The organism is Stenotrophomonas sp. 86156_Sma (genome assembly GCF_056481625.1).
Genome location: NZ_CM151157.1, coordinates 1,731,339 through 1,749,247, shown reverse-complemented (window position 1 = coordinate 1,749,247; position 17,909 = coordinate 1,731,339). Strand labels below are relative to the sequence as shown.

The 17,909-nt window shown below is 66.8% G+C and carries 15 protein-coding genes and 2 tRNA genes; 1 reads left to right on the top strand and 16 read right to left on the bottom strand.

All coding sequences use genetic code 11. The annotated features are described in order from the left end of the window. Positions 1 to 2 precede the first annotated feature (2 nt). Positions 3 to 380 (bottom strand): helix-turn-helix domain-containing protein, encoded by a 378-nt coding sequence (locus ACZK33_RS08140; RefSeq protein ID WP_425530635.1) that lies wholly within the window; start codon positions 378 to 380, stop codon positions 3 to 5. 20 nt (positions 381 to 400) lie between these two features. On the opposite strand from ACZK33_RS08140, the gene ACZK33_RS08135 reads away from it, so the two are divergent. Continuing rightward, complete coding sequence (locus ACZK33_RS08135; RefSeq protein WP_034033039.1) at positions 401 to 1,045, top strand: substrate-binding domain-containing protein; 645 nt, start codon at positions 401 to 403, stop codon at positions 1,043 to 1,045. 53 nt (positions 1,046 to 1,098) lie between these two features. On the opposite strand, the gene ACZK33_RS08130 is transcribed toward ACZK33_RS08135, so the two are convergent. The 15 genes from ACZK33_RS08130 to ACZK33_RS08060 form a co-directional block, all read right to left on the bottom strand. Then, positions 1,099 to 3,042, bottom strand: coding sequence for a tyrosine-type recombinase/integrase (locus ACZK33_RS08130; protein ID WP_034033041.1), 1,944 nt, complete (start codon positions 3,040 to 3,042; stop codon positions 1,099 to 1,101). Positions 3,043 to 3,268: 226 nt separating this feature from the next. Continuing rightward, a tRNA-Gly gene (locus tag ACZK33_RS08125) sits at positions 3,269 to 3,344 on the bottom strand. Positions 3,345 to 3,459: 115 nt separating this feature from the next. After that, on the bottom strand, positions 3,460 to 4,566 hold the full coding sequence (locus tag ACZK33_RS08120) for an NAD(P)/FAD-dependent oxidoreductase (RefSeq protein WP_423174067.1): 1,107 nt from the start codon (positions 4,564 to 4,566) through the stop codon (positions 3,460 to 3,462). Between the two features lie 137 nt (positions 4,567 to 4,703). Further along, a tRNA-Gly gene (locus ACZK33_RS08115) sits at positions 4,704 to 4,779 on the bottom strand. 235 nt (positions 4,780 to 5,014) lie between these two features. After that, positions 5,015 to 5,641, bottom strand: a complete 627-nt coding sequence (gene pgsA, locus ACZK33_RS08110; protein WP_012510614.1) for a CDP-diacylglycerol--glycerol-3-phosphate 3-phosphatidyltransferase — start codon at positions 5,639 to 5,641, stop codon at positions 5,015 to 5,017. Positions 5,642 to 5,659: 18 nt separating this feature from the next. Continuing rightward, positions 5,660 to 7,504: an excinuclease ABC subunit UvrC gene (uvrC, locus tag ACZK33_RS08105; protein WP_071228378.1), complete on the bottom strand. Its 1,845-nt coding sequence runs from the start codon at positions 7,502 to 7,504 to the stop codon at positions 5,660 to 5,662. Further along, the gene (locus ACZK33_RS08100; protein WP_423174066.1) at positions 7,501 to 8,913 is read right to left on the bottom strand and encodes a hypothetical protein; all 1,413 of its coding nucleotides are present in this window, start codon (positions 8,911 to 8,913) and stop codon (positions 7,501 to 7,503) included. Before ACZK33_RS08100 ends, uvrC begins: the two co-directional genes overlap by 4 nt. Beyond that, positions 8,910 to 9,398, bottom strand: coding sequence for a low molecular weight protein-tyrosine-phosphatase (locus ACZK33_RS08095; RefSeq protein WP_032128907.1), 489 nt, complete (start codon positions 9,396 to 9,398; stop codon positions 8,910 to 8,912). Before ACZK33_RS08095 ends, ACZK33_RS08100 begins: the two co-directional genes overlap by 4 nt. Next, positions 9,395 to 10,168, bottom strand: coding sequence for a 3-deoxy-manno-octulosonate cytidylyltransferase (gene kdsB, locus ACZK33_RS08090; RefSeq protein WP_032128906.1), 774 nt, complete (start codon positions 10,166 to 10,168; stop codon positions 9,395 to 9,397). Before kdsB ends, ACZK33_RS08095 begins: the two co-directional genes overlap by 4 nt. Positions 10,169 to 10,242: 74 nt before the next feature. After that, positions 10,243 to 11,262: a tetraacyldisaccharide 4'-kinase gene (lpxK, locus tag ACZK33_RS08085; RefSeq protein WP_423174065.1), complete on the bottom strand. Its 1,020-nt coding sequence runs from the start codon at positions 11,260 to 11,262 to the stop codon at positions 10,243 to 10,245. Beyond that, positions 11,262 to 13,010, bottom strand: a complete 1,749-nt coding sequence (gene msbA / locus ACZK33_RS08080; protein WP_032128904.1) for a lipid A export permease/ATP-binding protein MsbA — start codon at positions 13,008 to 13,010, stop codon at positions 11,262 to 11,264. Before msbA ends, lpxK begins: the two co-directional genes overlap by 1 nt. Next, entirely contained in the window at positions 13,007 to 13,429 is a 423-nt protein-coding gene (locus tag ACZK33_RS08075) for an ExbD/TolR family protein (RefSeq protein WP_032128903.1), read from the bottom strand. The genes msbA and ACZK33_RS08075 overlap by 4 nt, the downstream gene beginning before the upstream one ends. Positions 13,430 to 13,432: 3 nt before the next feature. Continuing rightward, a complete protein-coding gene (locus ACZK33_RS08070) occupies positions 13,433 to 14,095 on the bottom strand; it encodes a MotA/TolQ/ExbB proton channel family protein (RefSeq protein ID WP_423174064.1) in 663 nt (220 codons plus the stop codon). 3 nt (positions 14,096 to 14,098) lie between these two features. Beyond that, entirely contained in the window at positions 14,099 to 16,498 is a 2,400-nt protein-coding gene (locus ACZK33_RS08065; protein WP_423174063.1) for a DNA internalization-related competence protein ComEC/Rec2, read from the bottom strand. A gap of 58 nt (positions 16,499 to 16,556) precedes the next feature. Further along, on the bottom strand, positions 16,557 to 17,909 hold the full coding sequence (locus ACZK33_RS08060; protein WP_049462677.1) for a sensor histidine kinase: 1,353 nt from the start codon (positions 17,907 to 17,909) through the stop codon (positions 16,557 to 16,559).

Sequence of the window (17,909 nt, the reverse complement as noted above, 5' to 3'; positions counted from 1 at the left end):
CCTCAAACCTCGGCAGTAGGGGCCATATTGCGCTCCGTTGCAGCCATCAGTTTGGTGCCACTGATCCTGAGTGCCGCAGCAATCTTAAGTACCAAGCCTAAGGAGGGCAAATGCTCCCCCCGCTCGATCTTGCCCATGTGCGAACGCTCAATTCCGGCCAGTGCCGCCAGTTCCTCCTGAGCAACACCCTGATCCACACGAAACGCGCGTACGGCCTTCCCGAATGCCAGGGCTGGCTCGGCTTCATACCTGGTGGTGCCTGGGGGACGGCCTCGTTGAACAGTACGCTTCTGCATCAACAGAAGCGTCGAGCAGTCACGATAATTTAACCACGTTAAATTTAACTCACGGGTATCATACGGGGCTGTTTTCTTACTCAATTCTCTTCTTGGGGGCTCTTATGCACGACGCCACGCGTCGCCACCCCCGTCTCAGACTTGCCGTAGCACTGGGCGTACCCTCATCGCATCTTTCAGCGCTTCTCGCGCGACAACGCGCGGAAGAGCCAGACGTCGCCCTCTCGTTTTTTGAGGTTGCAGATGACGTTCTGCTTCAGGGACTTCGTGAAGGCCGCTACGACGCAGGGATGTCGCTTCAGGGGGCCAGCGACCCAGCCCTCAAGACGCAACCTTTGTGGGCCGAGAGCATGGCTGTCGCCGTGCCGCCGCGGTTGTATTCACAACTCGACAGGGCAAAGCTCACCATCGCCGATCTTCAGGACTACCCGATCTATCGCTGGCAGGCCGAGGATTGCCCTCTGCTGGACGAAAGACTGGCCTCCGTCATGCCACTGGACCAGGAGAACATCCTGCGGGTGACTTCATTCGAGATGCTGGCGCTATGGGTTGCAGCCGGCTACGGCGTCGGGGTATCCGCGCAATCGCGCATCGACCAAGGTCAGGGATGGGGGATCACCATGCGGCCGCTCTCTGACGGTCCCTATGAGATGGTGACGTATCTGCACCAGCCCCACGCGCAAGCCGACTCCATTTCGGAGCGGTTCGAGCGCAGAGCGCTGCAAATCACCGCGGCCGGCGCCACGTAACAGCGCCCCTATGGCCGGGGCCATTGACCCGACCATAGGATGATGATTGTGGGTCAGCCCCCCTCAAACACCACCGCGTTGTCCACCAGCTTACGGACGCTCTGCCGCACATCCTCGGGGATAGGCTGCAGGGCAACGGCCTCGGACTCCTCCTCATGGCGAGGATAGCCGCCCATAATGATCCGGATGATCACGGGCACATTGGTCGGCATAACCACATCAATGGCCGCGCGATCACCCAGGTCGGGGTGCGGCTGGGTCAGCATGCGGTATAGGTCCCACGAATCCGCGTGCGGGCACTGGTTCATGAGCGCCTGGGCCAGCCTGTGCTTGAGCGGCAGCAACTGCCAATCGGGAACCCGCTGCCCCCGGTTGCCCAGGCTGATGGACAGTAGCTTGCCCGCTTTCAACTCGCGGTTGATCTGGTCCTTGGACTTCCCGGCCAGCTTGCCGAACAGCGGGACCGGCAGATTGTTCGGCGACTCGTAGATGGCCAGCATTTCCGCGCGCTCGCGCTGGATGGCGGACACTTCCGGCTCCGGGGCATGCATAGGGGGTGGCGGCACCTGCGACAGTCGTCGGAACGTGCCTCCACCGTTGTTCGGGGTCACGACGATCGGTGTGGCCACTACTGGCGGCACACCAGGGATAGCGGGCTCGGCCACCGAGGGAACCGCGCCCACCGCTTCCTCCACTTCTGCCATCGCCGGCACCCCATCGATACGGATGGTCAGGTGCGCGCTCGCGGCTTCCAATTCGCCCTGTTCGAGCAAATCGAGGCGATCAGCCCAGTCCTGCATCATCCGGCGGCGCGGCTCCACGTACTTGGCGTGGTTGTAGGCCGAACTCACCTTGTTCGGATCTGAGTGCGAAAGCTGCGCGTCCACCCAAATCTTCGGGTACCCGATCTCGTTGAGTGCTGTCGAGATGGTGCCGCGGATACCGTGGCCGGTCAGGCGTCCTTCATACCCCATGAGCTGCACGGCCTTGTTGAGGGTGTTCTCGCTGATGCGCTTCTTGAGTTCGCTCCGATGCGACAGCAGGTATTTCTGCGCCGGCCGCATCACACCCAGGAGATAACGCACGATCTCGATGGCCTGCAGCGACAGAGGCACGATATAAGGTGGCACGTCCTGCGGCCGCTTGCCGGCCTTGCGCATTTCGTCCTGGAGCTGCTTAACGACCTGCGGCGGGATGATCCACAAGCCGCGGTCGAGATCGAATTGCTCAGGCTCGGCCAGCCGCAGCTCGCCCGTGCGCACCCCAGTCAGGAACAGCAGCCGGACGCCAAGCTGGGTCTGCCAGCCCCGGGGGTTGTAAAGCCGGAGCTTCTGAAGGAACTCGGGCAGCTCGGGTAGGTGCAGATAGGGGTTGTGGGCCACCGGGGGCTTGGGTTCGGCCACCACGTCCAGGTCCGCAGCCGGGTTGACTTCCAGCCCCTCGGCGATGACCAGGGCATAGCGGAACATCTGGTTGAACCAAGTGCGAACCTTCTCGGCGGTGGTGAACGCTTTGCGCTTCTCGATCGCCGCCACGACGCCCACGAGCTGGGGCCGGCGAATGTCGTAGATCGACATCTTCCCCAGGGTGGGCAGAACGTCCTTGTCGAAGATGCGCAGGATCTGCGAAAGCGTGCTTTGGCGGCCTTCCTTGAGTTCCTTGCGGCGATGCTCGACCCAGGCATCGAAGACATTCTTGAAGGTGTATTCGCCCGCCAGCTTGGCCGCGTGCCGGCGCTGGTCGCGTTCGATTTGGGGATCGATCCCCCTGGCGAGCAAGGCTTGAGCCTTATCCCGCTCGGCGCGAGCCTCGCGCAGGCTGAGGGCAGGATAGCCACCCAGGGACATGCGTTTCTGCTTGCCAAGCCAGTAGTATCGGAAGATCCACGACTTGCCGCCTGCGGCAGAGACCATCAGGCCCAAGCAGTCGTTGTCGGAGAGGGTGTAGCGCTTGCCGGTGGTCCGTGCCTGCCGGGCTGTCAGATCAGAGAGTGCCATTTCGAGGCTCCTAAGTTATGACTTAGGCCCTATGCTCGCCATGGTTCCCGCTCAGCCCCAGCAACTATCCGGTAACCGTCCCACCCGTATTCTTGTGCCTCAATTGGTCACTCAAAAATGGTAGCTGTGGGTGGATTTCCGTGGCGCTCGCTGGAATGAAAAAAGGGGCCGAAGCCCCTATTTTCAATGACTTACAGACGTCAGTAGAACTCTGTAGATCATAATTTGGAGCGGGAAACGAGACTCGAACTCGCGACCTCAACCTTGGCAAGGTTGCGCTCTACCAACTGAGCTATTCCCGCAGATTCCGTTCGACCTGCGTCGAAGGAGCGCTATTGTGTCGATATTGCTGCACGGCGTCAACAGGAATTTTCGCGTGCATTGTGGGGCGGCGTTCAGGCCCCCAGGACCGATACCTCAGGTTCGCAGGCCACGGCGATGGAAGTAGACCTGCTCGGCGATGCGCCGCGTGGTCGCCGTGTGCAGCAGTGCGTTGAGCGGCCAGTCGGCCTGCAGATGATCCATCGCCCAGCGCAGCAGGCGCTTGCCATGGAATGCCGGCGCCACCTGCCGCGCCACCTGTTCCGCTTCCGGCCCCTGGCCACGCAGATGACGGGCAATCGCCTCGCCGACCGCCCAGCCATGCCGCCACGAGGAATGGATGCCCCCGGCGGACAATGGCGAGACGATGCCCGCCGCGTCGCCGGTCAGGATCACGCGTTGGCCGGTGAACGGCCCATCCGGCCGGCCGCAAGGCACCAGGCCGGCACGGGTAGCCGAGGGGCGCGCCGAAGGCGGAATGCCGACCACATCGCGTACGTGCTCAAGGAAGCCATCAATATCAGGCGGGCGTACCTGATTCGGGTCATGGCGCAGCGCCAATCCCACCTGCAGGCCGGTTGGATTCTGCGCGACCCAGCCGATGTAGCCCGGTGCAAAGCGCTTGCTGACGAAGCAATGCAGTGCGTCGCCCTGCGGCAACTGCAGACCGGCGAACTCACGTTCGACGCCGTAGAGGTTGTCAGGCACCTTGCCGAGCCCGGTGCGCTGGGCAACGCGTGAGCGTGCACCATCGGCACCGACCAGGTAGGCGCACCGCCCTGCCCCTTCCACCTGCCAGCCGTCACCACTGCGATGGGCGTCGGTGAAGGACTGCTGCAGGCGAAGGTCGACACCGTTCGCGCGCAGCTCGCTGGCCAGCCAGCGCATCAGGTTCGGCGTATCGGTGGTGAGGAAGTAATAGCCCGGCGCGGCCAACAACACGCTGCGCAGGTTCGGCGCATACAGGCGCACATTGGCAACGCGTTGCACCAGGTGTTCGGGCATGCGCCCCAGCCAGGTCTGCTCCATCGCTTCCTTCACCACGATGCCGGTGGTGTGCAGGCGTTCGCCGGGGTCGGCCTTGCGTTCGAGTACGCACACGCGCAGTCCATATTGGACAGCAGCCAACGCACAGGCGGCACCGGCGAAACTGGCGCCGACGATGACCACGTCGTGGTCGTAGGCGGAGGATTGATGAGGCATCGCGGCGTCACCCTTGGAACGAAGGATGCAGCATCCAACCTTCATGTGGTGGGGCGATGGGGCGACGGTGAAGTGGCAATGAAGCGCGTTGGACGCAAACGAAAAACGCCCCCTTTCGGGAGCGCTTTTCTTGAATCTGGAGCGGGAAACGAGACTCGAACTCGCGACCTCAACCTTGGCAAGGTTGCGCTCTACCAACTGAGCTATTCCCGCTTGGGAGGCGAAATTTTACCTATTCCAAGGATGGCGTCAAGCGCTTTTTCAGGGTCTGCGAGGCACCTTGCATTGCGTATCCACGCATGGCGTGGATCTACTATGGCATCCCCGCAAACCGATGGATCCGCATCATCCGTGGATGCGGCATTTCCAGTTGATCCACGCCATGCGTGGATAAACGCACCGATGGGGTCAGAGCCCTTTCCCGAGGAAAGGGATCCGACCCCGGGGCTCAGTTGCCCAGCTTCTTCTGACGCGCACGCTCGCGCGCAGCGCGCTCGTCATCGCGCAGGCTCGGCCAGGCGGCGTGCAGGTACTGCAGGCCCGACCACAGGGTCAGCACCGCGGCGATCGCCAGGGTCCAGTCGCCGATGTGGAACACCGGCCAGCCCATCCAGATGTCTTCCACCGGCACGTTCGGTGCCACCGAATACAGCAGGCAGAGCAGCGCGACCATCTGCGCCGTGGTCTTGACCTTGCCGATCATCGCCACGCGCACCTTGGCGCGCTGGCCGAGTTCGGCCATCCATTCGCGCAGCGCCGACACCGCGATCTCACGACCAACGATCACCGCCGCCCAGAACGCCATCCACGGCGTCGGGTGACCCTGCACGATCAGGAACAGCGCCACCGCCACCATCAGCTTGTCCGCGACCGGGTCAAGGAAGGCGCCGAAGGCCGATTCCAGCTGGTAACGGCGTGCGATCCAGCCATCGAGCCAATCGGTGATCGCGGCCAGGCCGAAGATCGCCGCCGAAGCGAAGTTGGTCCAGGTGTAGGGCAGGTAGAACACCAGCACCAGCACCGGGATCATCACGATCCGCAACAACGTCAGCCAGGTGGGCAGGGTCAACTTCATGCTTGCGTGCTTCTCTCTCTACTCGGCCGCATCAGGCGTGGCCAACCCGTGCAGGTTAGCGTAGATACGTGCCGCGAGGGCGTCATTGATGCCTTCCACCTTGGCGATTTCCGCTTCGCCAGCGGCTTTCAGGCCCACCAGGCCGCCGAAATGCTTGAGCAGGCTGGCGCGGCGGCGCGGCCCGATACCAGGGATGTCCTCCAGCTTGCTGGTCATCCGCGCCTTCTGGCGGCGGCCGCGGTGGCCGGTGATGGCGAAGCGGTGCGCCTCGTCGCGCACCTGCTGGATGAACTGCAGCGCCGGGTTGGCCGCGCCGGGGCGCAGCTCGCGGCCGTCGGGCATCACCAGCGCTTCATGGCCAGCGCGCCGCTCCACGCCCTTGGCCACGCCCACCAGCAGCACACCTTCCACGCCCAGGTCGGCCAGTGCGGCCTGCGCCTGCGCCAGCTGCCCGGCGCCGCCGTCGATCAGCAGCACGTCCGGCAGCACGCCCTGCTCTTCCACCGCACGGCGGAAGCGGCGGTCGATGGCCTGGCGCATGGCGGCGTAGTCATCGCCCGGCTCGATGCCGCTGATGTTGAAGCGGCGGTACTGTGCGCGCACCGGACCGGCGGCGTCGAACACCACGCATGAGGCCACGGTGGCCTCCCCCATGGTGTGGCTGATATCGAAACATTCAACACGCTTGACCGGCTCGGCCAGGCCCAGCATGTCGCGCAGTGCATCGCTGCGCGCGTGCTGCGCGTTGCGGCTGTTGAGTTCGGTCGCCAGGGTCAGCTGCGCGTTGCGGCTGGCCAGCTCCACGTAGCCGGCACGCTCGCCGCGCACGTTCCACTTCAGCTGTACCTTGCGCTCGGCCGAGGCTGACAGTGCGGCGACCAGCAGGTCGGCATCGGGAATCTCGCGGTCCAACAGGATCTCGCGCGGCGGCTCGAATTCGATGTAGTACTGCGAGACGAACGCGGCCAGCACTTCCTCCGGGCTTTCTTCACCGTTGGTCCGCGGGAAGAACGGGCGGGTGCCGAGGTTGCGGCCATCACGGAAGGCCAGCAGCAGCACGCAGGCCTGCGAACCCTGCATGGCCACCGCCAGCACGTCCAGATCCGCGGCACGGCCATCCACGTACTGGCGGGTCTGCATGCTGCGCAGCGAGGAGATCAGGTCGCGCAGGCGCGCGGCCTGCTCGAACTCCAGTGCCTCGCTGGCGGCCTGCATCTGCTCGCCCAGTTCGCGGGTCAACTCGTCGCTCTTGCCTTCCAGGAACAGTGCGGCGCGACGCACCGATTCGGCGTAGTCCGGCGCCGGCACCAGCTCCACGCAGGGCGCGCTGCAGCGGCCGATCTGGTACTGCAGGCACGGCCGCGAGCGGTTGCGGAACACGCTGTCCTCGCAGCTGCGCAGCTTGAACAGCTTGTGCATCAGGTTCAGCGTTTCACGCACCGCGGTGACGCCGGGATACGGCCCGAAATAGCGGCCAGGAATGGCGCGCGGGCCGCGATGCAGCGCGATGCGCGGCCAGTCCTCTCGGGTCAGCAGCACGTGCGGATAGGTCTTGTCGTCGCGCAACGAGACGTTGTAACGCGGCGACAGTGATTTGATCAGCTGGTTTTCCAGCAGCAGCGCCTCGGCTTCCGAGCGCGTCACGGTCACGTCCATGCGCGCGATCTGCGAGATCATCGACATGATCCGCGCGTTCTTCGGGCTGCCGTTGAAATAGCTGCCGACACGGTTGCGCAGCGCGCGCGCCTTGCCCACGTACAGCAACGTGTCGTCGGCGGCGTACATGCGGTACACGCCAGGGGCGGTACTGAGCTGGGCCGCGAAGGCCTTGCCGTCGAAGGCCGGGGCGGGAACGTCTGTCATTCGCTGATCGGGACTTCGCTGAGCACGCCGCTATCCGGGTCGAATCGCAGCACGGCATGGGCGTCGGTCTCGGCGATCCACACCGCACCGGCGCCTACCGCCAACCCCGCCGGGCCATGCAGGCGTCGTGGCAACGGCTGGGTGGTCAGTTCGCCACCGCCCAGGCGCAGCGTGCGCAGGCGGCCGTTGCCGGTATCGGCAATCCACAACAGCGGCGCATCCGGGCTGAGCGCGATCGCCTGTGGGAACTGCAGGCTGGCGTCCGAACGCGGACCGTCTTCGCTACCGAAGCGCCACGGCCCCTGCCCGACCAGGGTCTGCACCAGATCGCCGCGCAACTGCAGCGCGCGGATCGAGGAACCCAGCGCATCGGCCACGTACAGCACCTGCTGCACCACGGCCAACGCGGTGGGTTGGGCGAAGGCGGCCAGATGCCCGCTGCCATCACGCTCGTCGATGGAACCACTGCCGGCGCGCCATTGCAGGCTGCGCTGGCCCAGGTGGTAGCTCCAGATGCGGTTGTCGCCGGCCATGGCGATGTGCAGCTGGTTGTCGGCAATGGCCAGGCCGACAGGATGGTCCAGCGCAACCTGCCGCGCCTGCGCGACCGGGCCTTCCACCGGTGCACCGGGACGGCCGTTGCCGCACAGGGTATCGACGATCCCGGTCAGCAGGTTGATACGACGCACCGCGTGGTTGCCGGTGTCGGCGACGTACAGCGAATCGCGCTCCAGCACCAGCGCCTGCGGGCGGTGGAACGCGGCTTCGGCGAGGTTGCCGTCCATGAAATCGGCGGTGCCCAGCCCGAACTGGCGAAGGATGCGGCCACCATGGCTGCATTCGAGGATGCGGTGATGGCCGCTGTCGGCGATGTACAGGCGTTCGGTACTGACTGCCAGGCCCAGCGGGAAGCGCAGCGCCTGGCGGGGTTCCGGGTGCAGTTCGCTGCCGCCACGCGGCGGCGCCGACGGTGCGCCTTCGCACAGCGCGTTCAAGGCACGCTCCAGCTCACCGGGGGCGCCTTGCCCGACCAGCCGTTGCTGTTCGCGGCCCTGCGCATCCAGCAGCACCAGGGTCGGCCAGGCGGTGATGCCGAAGCGGCGCCAGCCATCCCAGTCGGCATCAAGCAGCACCGGCATCGTCAGGCCCTGGCGACGCAGCAGCTTCAATGCGGCGCCGGCCTCGCGTTCGAAATCGAAGCGCGGCACCTGCAGCACCAGTGGCTGCAGCTTGCCGGGGTGGCGCGACAGCCATTGGCCGAACTCGGCCAGGCGTTGCGCGCTCCAGGCGGAGGCGGCGTTGACAAACAACAGCGCCACCGGCCGACCGCGCAGTTCGGTCAGGGTGCAGGGGGTGGCGTTGAGCCAGGTGGCGAACTCGGGCAGGTCCGGGACGGGCTGGACGTTCATGGCCCGATTATGCCGGAGTCGGCGTCATGCAACAGTCGTGCCACGGCACGTTTTGCAGCATCGTCGACCAATGTCCAGACCTGTTCGAAATGCTCACTGCCGCCGGTGTACGGGTCCGGGATCGCACCCCTGCCCTGCCCGCCGGACCACGGCAGGTACAGCGCCAGGCGTTCGCGCTGGGCGGGTGTGGCCAGGCGACCCGCATCGCGCAGGTTGGCCTCATCGGCGCACAGGATCCAGTCGAAGCGGTCGAAATCCGCGACCTGCAGCTGGCGCGCGCGCAGGCCGCCGATGTCCACGCCATGCCCGGCCGCGCAGGCGATCGCTCGCCGGTCAGGTGGCTCGCCCACATGCCAGTCGCCGGTGCCGGCCGAATCCACCTGCACCCGACCAGCCAGCGGCGAAGCGTCCAGGCGCGCGCGCAGCGCACCTTCGGCCATCGGCGAACGGCAGATGTTGCCGAGGCAGACGACCAGCAGCTTCATCGGGCAGCCAGCGTCTGCAGCAATGCTTCGGCGCGTTCCAGGTCCTCGGGCGTGTCGATGCCCGGCGGGAACGGTTCGGGCGAGATCGCCACGCTGATCGGGAAACCCGCTTCCAGCACGCGCAGCTGTTCCAGCGATTCGATCTGCTCCAGCTGGCCCGGCGGCATCGCCGCGAACTGCTGCAGGAAACCGGCGCGATAGCCGTAGATGCCGATGTGGCGCAGCCAGTTGTGACCGGCCGGCAGCGTGTCACGGCTGCGTGCAAAGCCATCGCGGTGCCAGGCGATCGGGGCGCGGCTGAAGTACATCGCCTCGTTGCGCACGTTGCGCACCAGCTTCACCACGTTCGGGTCGAACAGGGTATGCGCGTCTTCGACGGTCGTGGCGAGGGTCGACATCGGCGCATTGCCTTCAACCAGTGCCTGGGCCACCGCGCGGATACCCGCCGCCGGCGCGAACGGCTCGTCGCCCTGCAGGTTGACCACGACGGTGTCATCGGCCCAGCCGGCGATGCGCGCGCACTCGGCCAGGCGGTCGGTACCGGAGGCATGCGAGGTGGCGGTCATCGCCACCTTCACTTCGGCCAGACCGGACAGTGCGTCGGCAATGCGTTGATCGTCGGTAGCGACCCAGACCTCGCCGGCACCGGCCTGCAGCGCGCGACGCGCCACGTGCAGCACCAGCGGCTCACCGCCCAGCGGGCGCAGCGGCTTGCCCGGCAGCCGCGAGGCGGCATAGCGGGCCGGGATGGCGACGACGAATTCGGTCATGGGGCGGTACTCGGCAGGCTCGTTACAACGGGAATGCGGCCGGCGGCGCATGAATGCAAGCGCCGCCGCGCCACTCAGTTCGGTCGCAGCTTGTCCAGGCGGTCGGTCAGCGCCACCCAGAATGCGGCAGGCAGCTCGGCGCGCAGCGGGACCGCGTAGTGCCAGTCATTGCCGAACGCGCGGCATTTCACCGCGTCCTTTTCAGTCATCAGCACCGGCAGCTGGCTGCCAAAGGACAGGTCCTGCGACTGATAGGCCTGATGGTCAGCGAAGGCGTGCGGCACGACACCGATGCCACGCGCGCGCAGCATGTCGAAGAAGCGCTGCGGGTGGGCGATGCCGGCCACGGCGTGCACGCGCTGGCCCTTGAAATACGACAGCGGACGGGCACGGCCACCGGCCAGCGGTTGTGCGCTGTCGATGTGCAGGGCCATCGGCCACTGGCCGAAGCCACAGGCCTGCGTCGCGGTCTCTTCGTCGGCCTGACCCAGATTCACTACACGGAAGTCGCATTCGCTGGCACGGCTGACCGGTTCGCGCAGCGGCCCGGCCGGGATCATCCGGCCATTGCCGTAGCGGCGCTGCGCATCGACCACCTCGATCTCGATGTCGCGTGCCAGCCGGTAGTGCTGCAGGCCGTCGTCGCAGACGATCACATCGCAGCCGGCCTCGATCAGCGCCTTGCCGGCTGCAACACGATCACTGTCCACGCGCACCGGCACGCCGGTCTTCCAGGCAATCAGCACCGGCTCGTCACCGCCCTTGGCGGTCGGCGTATCGGCCTTGACCCACAGCGGCTTGTCGGCATCTTCGCGGCCGTAGCCACGACTGGCCACGCCCGGCTTCCAACCGGCGGCACGCAGGCGCTCCACCAGCGCGATGGTCAGCGGCGTCTTGCCAGTTCCACCGGCGGTGATGTTGCCAACCACGATGACCGGCACCGGCAGCGTGTAGCGCTTGCGCCAGCCACGCCGATAGGCGCGCCGGCGCAGCGCGGTGACGCCGGCATACAGCGGCGCCAGCAGGCGCATCGCCCACGGAACCGGGGTGCCGTCGTACCAGTACGGCGGGGTCTGGGTACCCTTGCCGGCCATCAGTCCTGCCTTTCGCGGAACTGCATGCTGTGCAGATGCTGGTACAGGCCACCCATGGTGAGCAGCTCCTTGTGGGTACCGCGCTCGACGATGCGACCGTGGTCCATCACCAGCACCTGGTCTGCATGCTCGATGGTCGACAGGCGATGCGCGATGACCAGCGTGGTGCGCTCGGGCATCAATCGTTGCAGCGCGTCCTGCACCAGGCGCTCCGATTCGTTGTCCAGCGCTGCGGTGGCTTCATCGAGGATCAGGATCGGCGCGTCGCGCAGGATCGCACGGGCGATCGCCAGGCGCTGGCGCTGGCCACCGGACAGCAGCGCGCCGTTCTCGCCCACCGGGGTCTGCAGCTGCTGCGGCATGCGTGCGATGAACTCCCAGGCATTCGCGGCTTCAGCTGCCGCTCGGATCTGTTCATCCGTCGCGTCCATGCCATAGGCGATGTTGGCGCCGATGGTGTCGTCGAACAACATGACCTTCTGCCCGACCATCGCCACCTGACGACGCAGGTCGGCCAGCGGATAGTCGTCCAGTGCCACCCCGTCGAGGGTGATGCGCCCGCCGCTGGGTTCGTAGAAGCGCGGCACCAGCCGGATCAGGCTGGTCTTGCCGCTGCCGGATCGACCAACGATGGCGGTGACCGTACCCGGCTTGGCCACGAAGCTGATGTCGTCCAGGGCGATGCCACTGTCTTCGCGGTAACGCAGCATGACGTGCTCGAAGGCCAGTTCGCCACGCACGCGCTGCACCGTGTTGCGGCCTTCGTCGCGCTCGACCGGCATGTCGAGGATGTCGAACAGGCGCTCGGCGGCGGACACACCGCGGGAGATCGAGGACTGCACGCTGGTCAGGCGGCGCAGCGACGGGATGATCGCCGTCATCGAGATCATCAGGCCCATGAACTGGCCGGCATTGAGGCGCCCTGCCAGTGCTTCACGGGTCGACACCCAGACGATCACCGCCAGCGCCAGCGCGGCCAGGAACTGGACCACGCTGGAGGCACCGGCACGGGTGATTTCCACCTTCATGTTCAGCGCCAGCATGCGGTTGGCCAGGCGCGAGTAGCGCGACATCTCATGCTGCTGGGTGCCGTGCACCTTCACTTCCTGCTGGGCCGCCAATGACTGCTCGGCGGTCTGCGCCATCGTGCCCATGCCGTCCTGGATACCGCGGCTGATGCGCCGGTAGCGCTTGCCCACGTAAGACACGATCACGCCGATCATCGGCACCACCACCAGCATGGCCACGGTCACCTTGACACTCATCTGCAGCATCACCGCCAGCATGGCGATGATGGTCAGGGTGTCGGCAACCACGGTCTTGAGCGCATCGGCGCTGGCCTGGGTGACCTGCTCGGTATCGAAGTTGAGGCGGCTGACCATCACCGGCGTCGATTCGGTATCGAAATGCGAGGACGGCAGGTGCAGGTACTTGGCCAGCACCTGTTCACGCAGGTCGCGCACCACGCTGCGACCGGTCTTGGCCAGCGCGTAGTCGCTCACCCAGGTGGCGGCGCTGCGCATCAGGAACAGGCCAAGGATGGTCAGCGGCAGGATCACCGCCATTTTCGGTTCGGGATTGACGAAGCCACGGTTGACCAGCGGCTCCATCAGCTTGGTGAAGTGGTAGCCGGCTACCGACTCCACCGCCATGGCGATGACGGCGGCGACCATCATGCCCCAGTAGGCACGGGTGTATCCCAGCAGACGTTTGTAGATCGGCCACACCGGCGCGTGTTTGGAACTCATGGACGCACCTCGGGTGCTGTTGCAATGGCAATACGGCGGAAGCCGAGCTGACCAAGCGCATCCTGCGCGGTCACCACGGCCTGATAGGGCGTGCGGGCATCGGCGCGTAACAGCACCGGCTGGGTGCGGTCGCTGCCGGCCACGGCCGCGATGGTCTGCTTGACCGACTCGACGTCGCTGCGCAGCACTTCCTGGTCATTGATGAAATAGCGGCCTTCGGCGTTGATCAGCACGCTCAACGAGCGCGGCGGCTCATTGCTGGGCTGCTGGCTGGCCGTAGGCAGCTCCACCTGGAGTGTCGAGCGCGCATCGAAGGTGGTGGTGACCACGAAGAAGATGATCAGCACCAGGATGACGTCGATCAGTGGCACCAGGTCGATATGCGGCTCATCCTGGGATCGGTCGTTGCCGATACGCATCGATCAGGCCTTCGCCGTGGCCGCGCCGGCCGGGCGCGTGGCAGCGGCAGGGTTCATCACGCCGGGGCGGCCATCCAGCGTATCCAGCAGCGCGCTGGCTTCCTGCTCCATCTCTACCACATAACCGTGGATGCGGCCCTTGAAGTAGCGGTGGAACATCAGTGCTGGAATGGCAACGATCATGCCGGTGGCGGTGCACACCAGCGCCTTGCCGATACCACCGGCCAGCTGGTTCACATCACCCACGCCATGGTCGAGGATGCCCAGGAACATCTGGATCATGCCGATCACAGTACCCAGCAGGCCCAGCAGCGGCCCGGCCGATGCGATGGTGCCCAGCGCGTTGAGGAAACGCTCCATGCGGTGCACCAGGTGGCGGCCGGTGTCTTCGATGCGCTCGCGGATCTGGTCACGCGGACGGTTGCGCGCTTCCAGCGCGGCGGCCAGCAGCGCGCCCAGCGGCGAGTTCGCCCGCAGGGTCTGCAGGTGGGCGGGGTCGAGCTTGCCGCGTGCCGCCCAGTTGCGCACTTCCTGGCCGAGGCCGGGCGGCAGCACTTCAGTACGTCGCAGGGACCAGAAACGCTCCAGGATGATCGCCAAAGCCAGTATGCCCAACAGCAGCAGCGGCACCATCGGCCAGCCACCGGCCTTGACCAGTTCCCACACGTTTCAACCCTCCGGCCCAACGGCCGCTTGTTCGATCGGCGATAGGATAGCAGCCGACCGCGCCCGCCCAGCGGCATCCCACCACCGGGATGCGTGGATGCGCTGTTCACGCAGCTGCAGCCCTTGTGCGCCAAGCCATATGCGGATCGCCCCGGAATCGGCCGTGGCCAGCACCTCGGCCCCTTGCGCCTGCCAGCGCTGGACCACGTCCTGGCGGGGGTGCCCGAAGCGGTTGCGGTGCCCGGCCGAGACCACCGCCAGCCGTGGCGCCACGGCCTCGACCCACGGCGCGCTGGAACTGCCACCGCTGCCATGGTGCGGCACCAGCACCACATCCGCCTTCAGCGCTGCCGGGTATGCCTTCAGCAGCGCCTGCTCGGCCGGGCGGCCGATATCGCCAGGCAGCAGGACCACGCCGTGACGGCTGGCGACGCGCAGCACGCAGCTGTCCTCGTTCTCGGCCTGGCGGCTGCCCGGTGCCGGGTGCAGGACCTGGAAATCAACTCCGTCCCACTGCCACTGCATCCCTTGCTGGCAGGGCGCAGCGCCGGCGATGGTGCTGCCCGGTGGCGCCAGCAGCTGCAGCCCGGGCAGCTGCCTTCGCAGGCTCGGCAGGCTGCCGGTGTGATCAAGATGGTCATGGCTGAGCATCGCCTGCTGGGGCGGCCCCTGTCCGAGCGCGCGCAGGGCCGGGACCAGAATGCGTTCGTTGCCGTCGCCGCCGGTCGGCGGCCCCACGTCGTACCAGAGCGCGTGCCGCGCCGTACGCACCAGCACCGCGGTGCCCTGCCCTACGTCGTGCACCAGCAGCTCCAGTTCGCCTTCAGCCGGTGCATGCCGGGCGGGCCACAGCAGCGGCAGGCACAGCAGCAGGCCTGCCAGGCCACCGCCAGCGCCGCGTGGCAGCAGCCACCAGAACACCCCCGCCACTGCCGCCGGCACCGCCCAGCGCGGTGCCTCGGCCAGCCACCACATCGCCTGCGGGTGCAGCGCCAGTGGCTGCAGGGCCTGCCAGCTGAGCTCGAACAGCCAGGCGGCGGCGCGCCATGCCCAGCGCCCGGCACCATCCTGCAACGCGTGCAGGCCGGTACCCAGCAGCGACAACGGCACCACCAGCAGGGTCCACCACGGAATGATCGGCAGATTGACCAGCGGCCCCAAGCGCGCGGTGCCGCCGAACAGGGCCACGCACAGCGGCAACAGGCCGAGGCTGGCCACGCCCTGGGCAGCCAGAAAGCCGCGCAGGCTCCCACCGACGCCGTCCGGCCCGGTCCGTGGAAGGCACCACAGCAGCCACAGCACGCCCCCGAAGCTGAGCCAGAAGCCGGCCGACAGCACCGACAGCGGCGCCGGCAGCAACATCACCATCGCGGCCAAGGCCAGTCCCTGCCCCGCACCCACCGGGCGACGCCCGGCACGGGCCAGTGCCACCAGCCCGATCATCAGCGCCGCACGCACTGTTGGAAGCGCGCCGCCGGCGGCCACTGCATAGACGGCTGCGGCCAGCGCCGCGCCCCATGCCGCCGCCTGCGGCCGTGGCCAGTACCGTCCCAGCACTGGGCACAGGCACCACGACACGCGGCACAGCAGCACGCCGAAACCCGCCACCACGCCCACGTGAAACCCGGAAATGGCGACCAGATGGGTCAGGCCCAGCGCGCGCAGGTGTTCCCAGTCGGCATCGGACAGGCCGCGGGTGTCGCCCAGGGCCAAGGCCTGCACGAATCGCGCGGCAGGATGTGCCACCTGCGTGGCGATGGCATCACTGCTGCGCTCGCGCCAGGCCGGCAGGCCCTGCGCAGGCGCGCGCTCACGCGCAGCGCCGGGGTCGCGCACCGTGCCATTGCCGGAAATACCGCGCAGCAATGCATGGCGTTCGCCGTCAAAGCCTCCAGGATTGATCCGCGAACGCGGTGCCCGCACCCGCAGCGCCAGCTCCCAGTACGCGCCAGCTTGAACCGCATGGCGCCCACCATCGGTGCCGCTCGCAGGCGGTCCACGCCATGGATCGTTCCAGGTGATCTGCAGGCGCTTGCCACGCAACGAGGGCAGCGCATCGGCCTCGTCGACCTTCAACACGAAACGGGTATAGCCGGGGCCACTGTGTGGAAGATCAACCACTCGGCCAAGGACCTGCGCGTCCTGCGCGGGCCCTCCGGGTGGAAGCTGGCCCTGCAGGACCCAGTGTCCGTGCAATGCCGCCCACGACAGGCCGAACAGCGCAGCCGTCCAGGCGCGGCCGCGCCAAGGCACGATCCAGCCTGTGGCGCTGGCAATGGCCAACGGCATGCACAGCCACAGCGGCGGCAGCACCGGCAGCTGCACGCAGGCCAGCGCACCCAGCACCAGACCGGCGGCACAACCACTGCCAAACAGCGGTGGAGCGGATCGTTCGGCGACCATCACCCCAGCCTGCCGCCGGGGCAGCAGCGTGCCTATCGGGCTTTAGCCCGTATTGGCGTCAGCGGCGGACGCTACCGCGATGGAAGTTGACCCGGAAGCTGGCACCACCGCCAGCCGCCTCACCGACACTGACCGAACCGCCGTGATGCTGCACGATTTCCTTCACCAGATGCAGGCCCAGGCCACTGCCGCTACCCGCTGCGCGCAGACGATGGAACGGCTCGAAGATCGCTTCACGGTCGCCCACCGGAATGCCGGCGCCCTGGTCGCTGACCTCCAGCAGGCCACGTGCATCCAGGCGCACGCAAATGGTGCCGCGTCCGCCGCCGTGGACGATGGCGTTGTGCACCAGGTTGGCGATCACCCGCCCCAGCGCCAGGCTGTCGCCATGGATCCACACTGGCATCTCGGGCGCATCCACTTCGAAGCCGTAACCGGCCCCCACCACCAGCGGCGCCAGATCGGCGGCCGCTTCGCGCACCAGCAACGCCAGATCCAGCCGCTGCAGTGCGCCGACATTACGATCAAGTCGCTGCAGGTCAAGCAGGTGCTCGGCAACGTTACCGAGCCGCGCAACGTCGGTCAGCAGCTGCGACTTCAGCTCGCCCTGCGGCAACTGCGACAGGCGCGCCTGCACCACTGCAATCGGCACCCGCAGTTCGTGCGCGGCATCGGCGAGGAACTTGTCACGCGCGGCATACCCCTGCTGCACCTTGTCGATCGCGTCGTTGAAGGCTTCCACCAGCGGTGCGACCTCGGTCGACACCAGCTGCGCATCCAGACGCGCCCCCGGCTGGCCGATATCCAGCTCCTTGGCCTGTTGTGCGGAGCGGCGCACGCCGCGCATCGCGCGGTGGATCACGGTCGGCATGACCAGCAGCGTGATCACGATCAGCGGCAGGAAAAACCACAGCCCGATCAGGCGCAGCACCATCAGCGCACCGTCCAGCAACCCGCCCTTCGGCGCCCCACCCACCATCACCGTGATGCGCCGCCCGTCCTCCTTGCGGATCATGACCCGCGCCACGTCCAGGTACGGCGGCACCAGCGAGCCGAGTTCGGTGGCACCCAGCGTCGGCAGGCGCGCGAGCAGCGGGGCGTGGATCGCCGGAATCGTGCCGCGTTCCAGCCAGACACCCTTGTCGTCGACCGCCGCGAACCAGAGGTTGCCCCCGGCCTCGGCGTCGAGCTTGTTCCAGCGCGCCTGGTCCAGCACCAACCGCCCGCCTTCACTGTGCACGGCCTTGGCCACGGCTTCAGCCATGAACATGTCCATGCCCCAGGTGTCCTTGTCGCCCCAGGTCAGGATCAGCGCAACAACGGCGAACAGCACGGTGAAGGCCTGCGCCAGGAACAACCGCCAGGCCAACCCCAGCGTGATGGAACGGATCGGACGTGTCGGACGCGCCAT

Coding starts and splice junctions, on each gene's coding strand:
- ACZK33_RS08135 (WP_034033039.1), top strand. CDS start 401: ATGCACGACGCCACGCGTCGCCACCCCCGTCTCAGACTTGCCGTAGCA.
- ACZK33_RS08095 (WP_032128907.1), bottom strand. CDS start 9,398: ATGAAGCTGCTGGTCGTCTGCCTCGGCAACATCTGCCGTTCGCCGATG.
- ACZK33_RS08120 (WP_423174067.1), bottom strand. CDS start 4,566: ATGCCTCATCAATCCTCCGCCTACGACCACGACGTGGTCATCGTCGGC.
- msbA (WP_032128904.1), bottom strand. CDS start 13,010: ATGAGTTCCAAACACGCGCCGGTGTGGCCGATCTACAAACGTCTGCTG.
- ACZK33_RS08075 (WP_032128903.1), bottom strand. CDS start 13,429: ATGCGTATCGGCAACGACCGATCCCAGGATGAGCCGCATATCGACCTG.
- ACZK33_RS08065 (WP_423174063.1), bottom strand. CDS start 16,498: ATGGTCGCCGAACGATCCGCTCCACCGCTGTTTGGCAGTGGTTGTGCC.
- lpxK (WP_423174065.1), bottom strand. CDS start 11,262: ATGGCCGGCAAGGGTACCCAGACCCCGCCGTACTGGTACGACGGCACC.
- uvrC (WP_071228378.1), bottom strand. CDS start 7,504: ATGACAGACGTTCCCGCCCCGGCCTTCGACGGCAAGGCCTTCGCGGCC.
- ACZK33_RS08100 (WP_423174066.1), bottom strand. CDS start 8,913: ATGAACGTCCAGCCCGTCCCGGACCTGCCCGAGTTCGCCACCTGGCTC.
- ACZK33_RS08060 (WP_049462677.1), bottom strand. CDS start 17,909: ATGGCGCGTCCGACACGTCCGATCCGTTCCATCACGCTGGGGTTGGCC.
- kdsB (WP_032128906.1), bottom strand. CDS start 10,168: ATGACCGAATTCGTCGTCGCCATCCCGGCCCGCTATGCCGCCTCGCGG.
- pgsA (WP_012510614.1), bottom strand. CDS start 5,641: ATGAAGTTGACCCTGCCCACCTGGCTGACGTTGTTGCGGATCGTGATG.
- ACZK33_RS08130 (WP_034033041.1), bottom strand. CDS start 3,042: ATGGCACTCTCTGATCTGACAGCCCGGCAGGCACGGACCACCGGCAAG.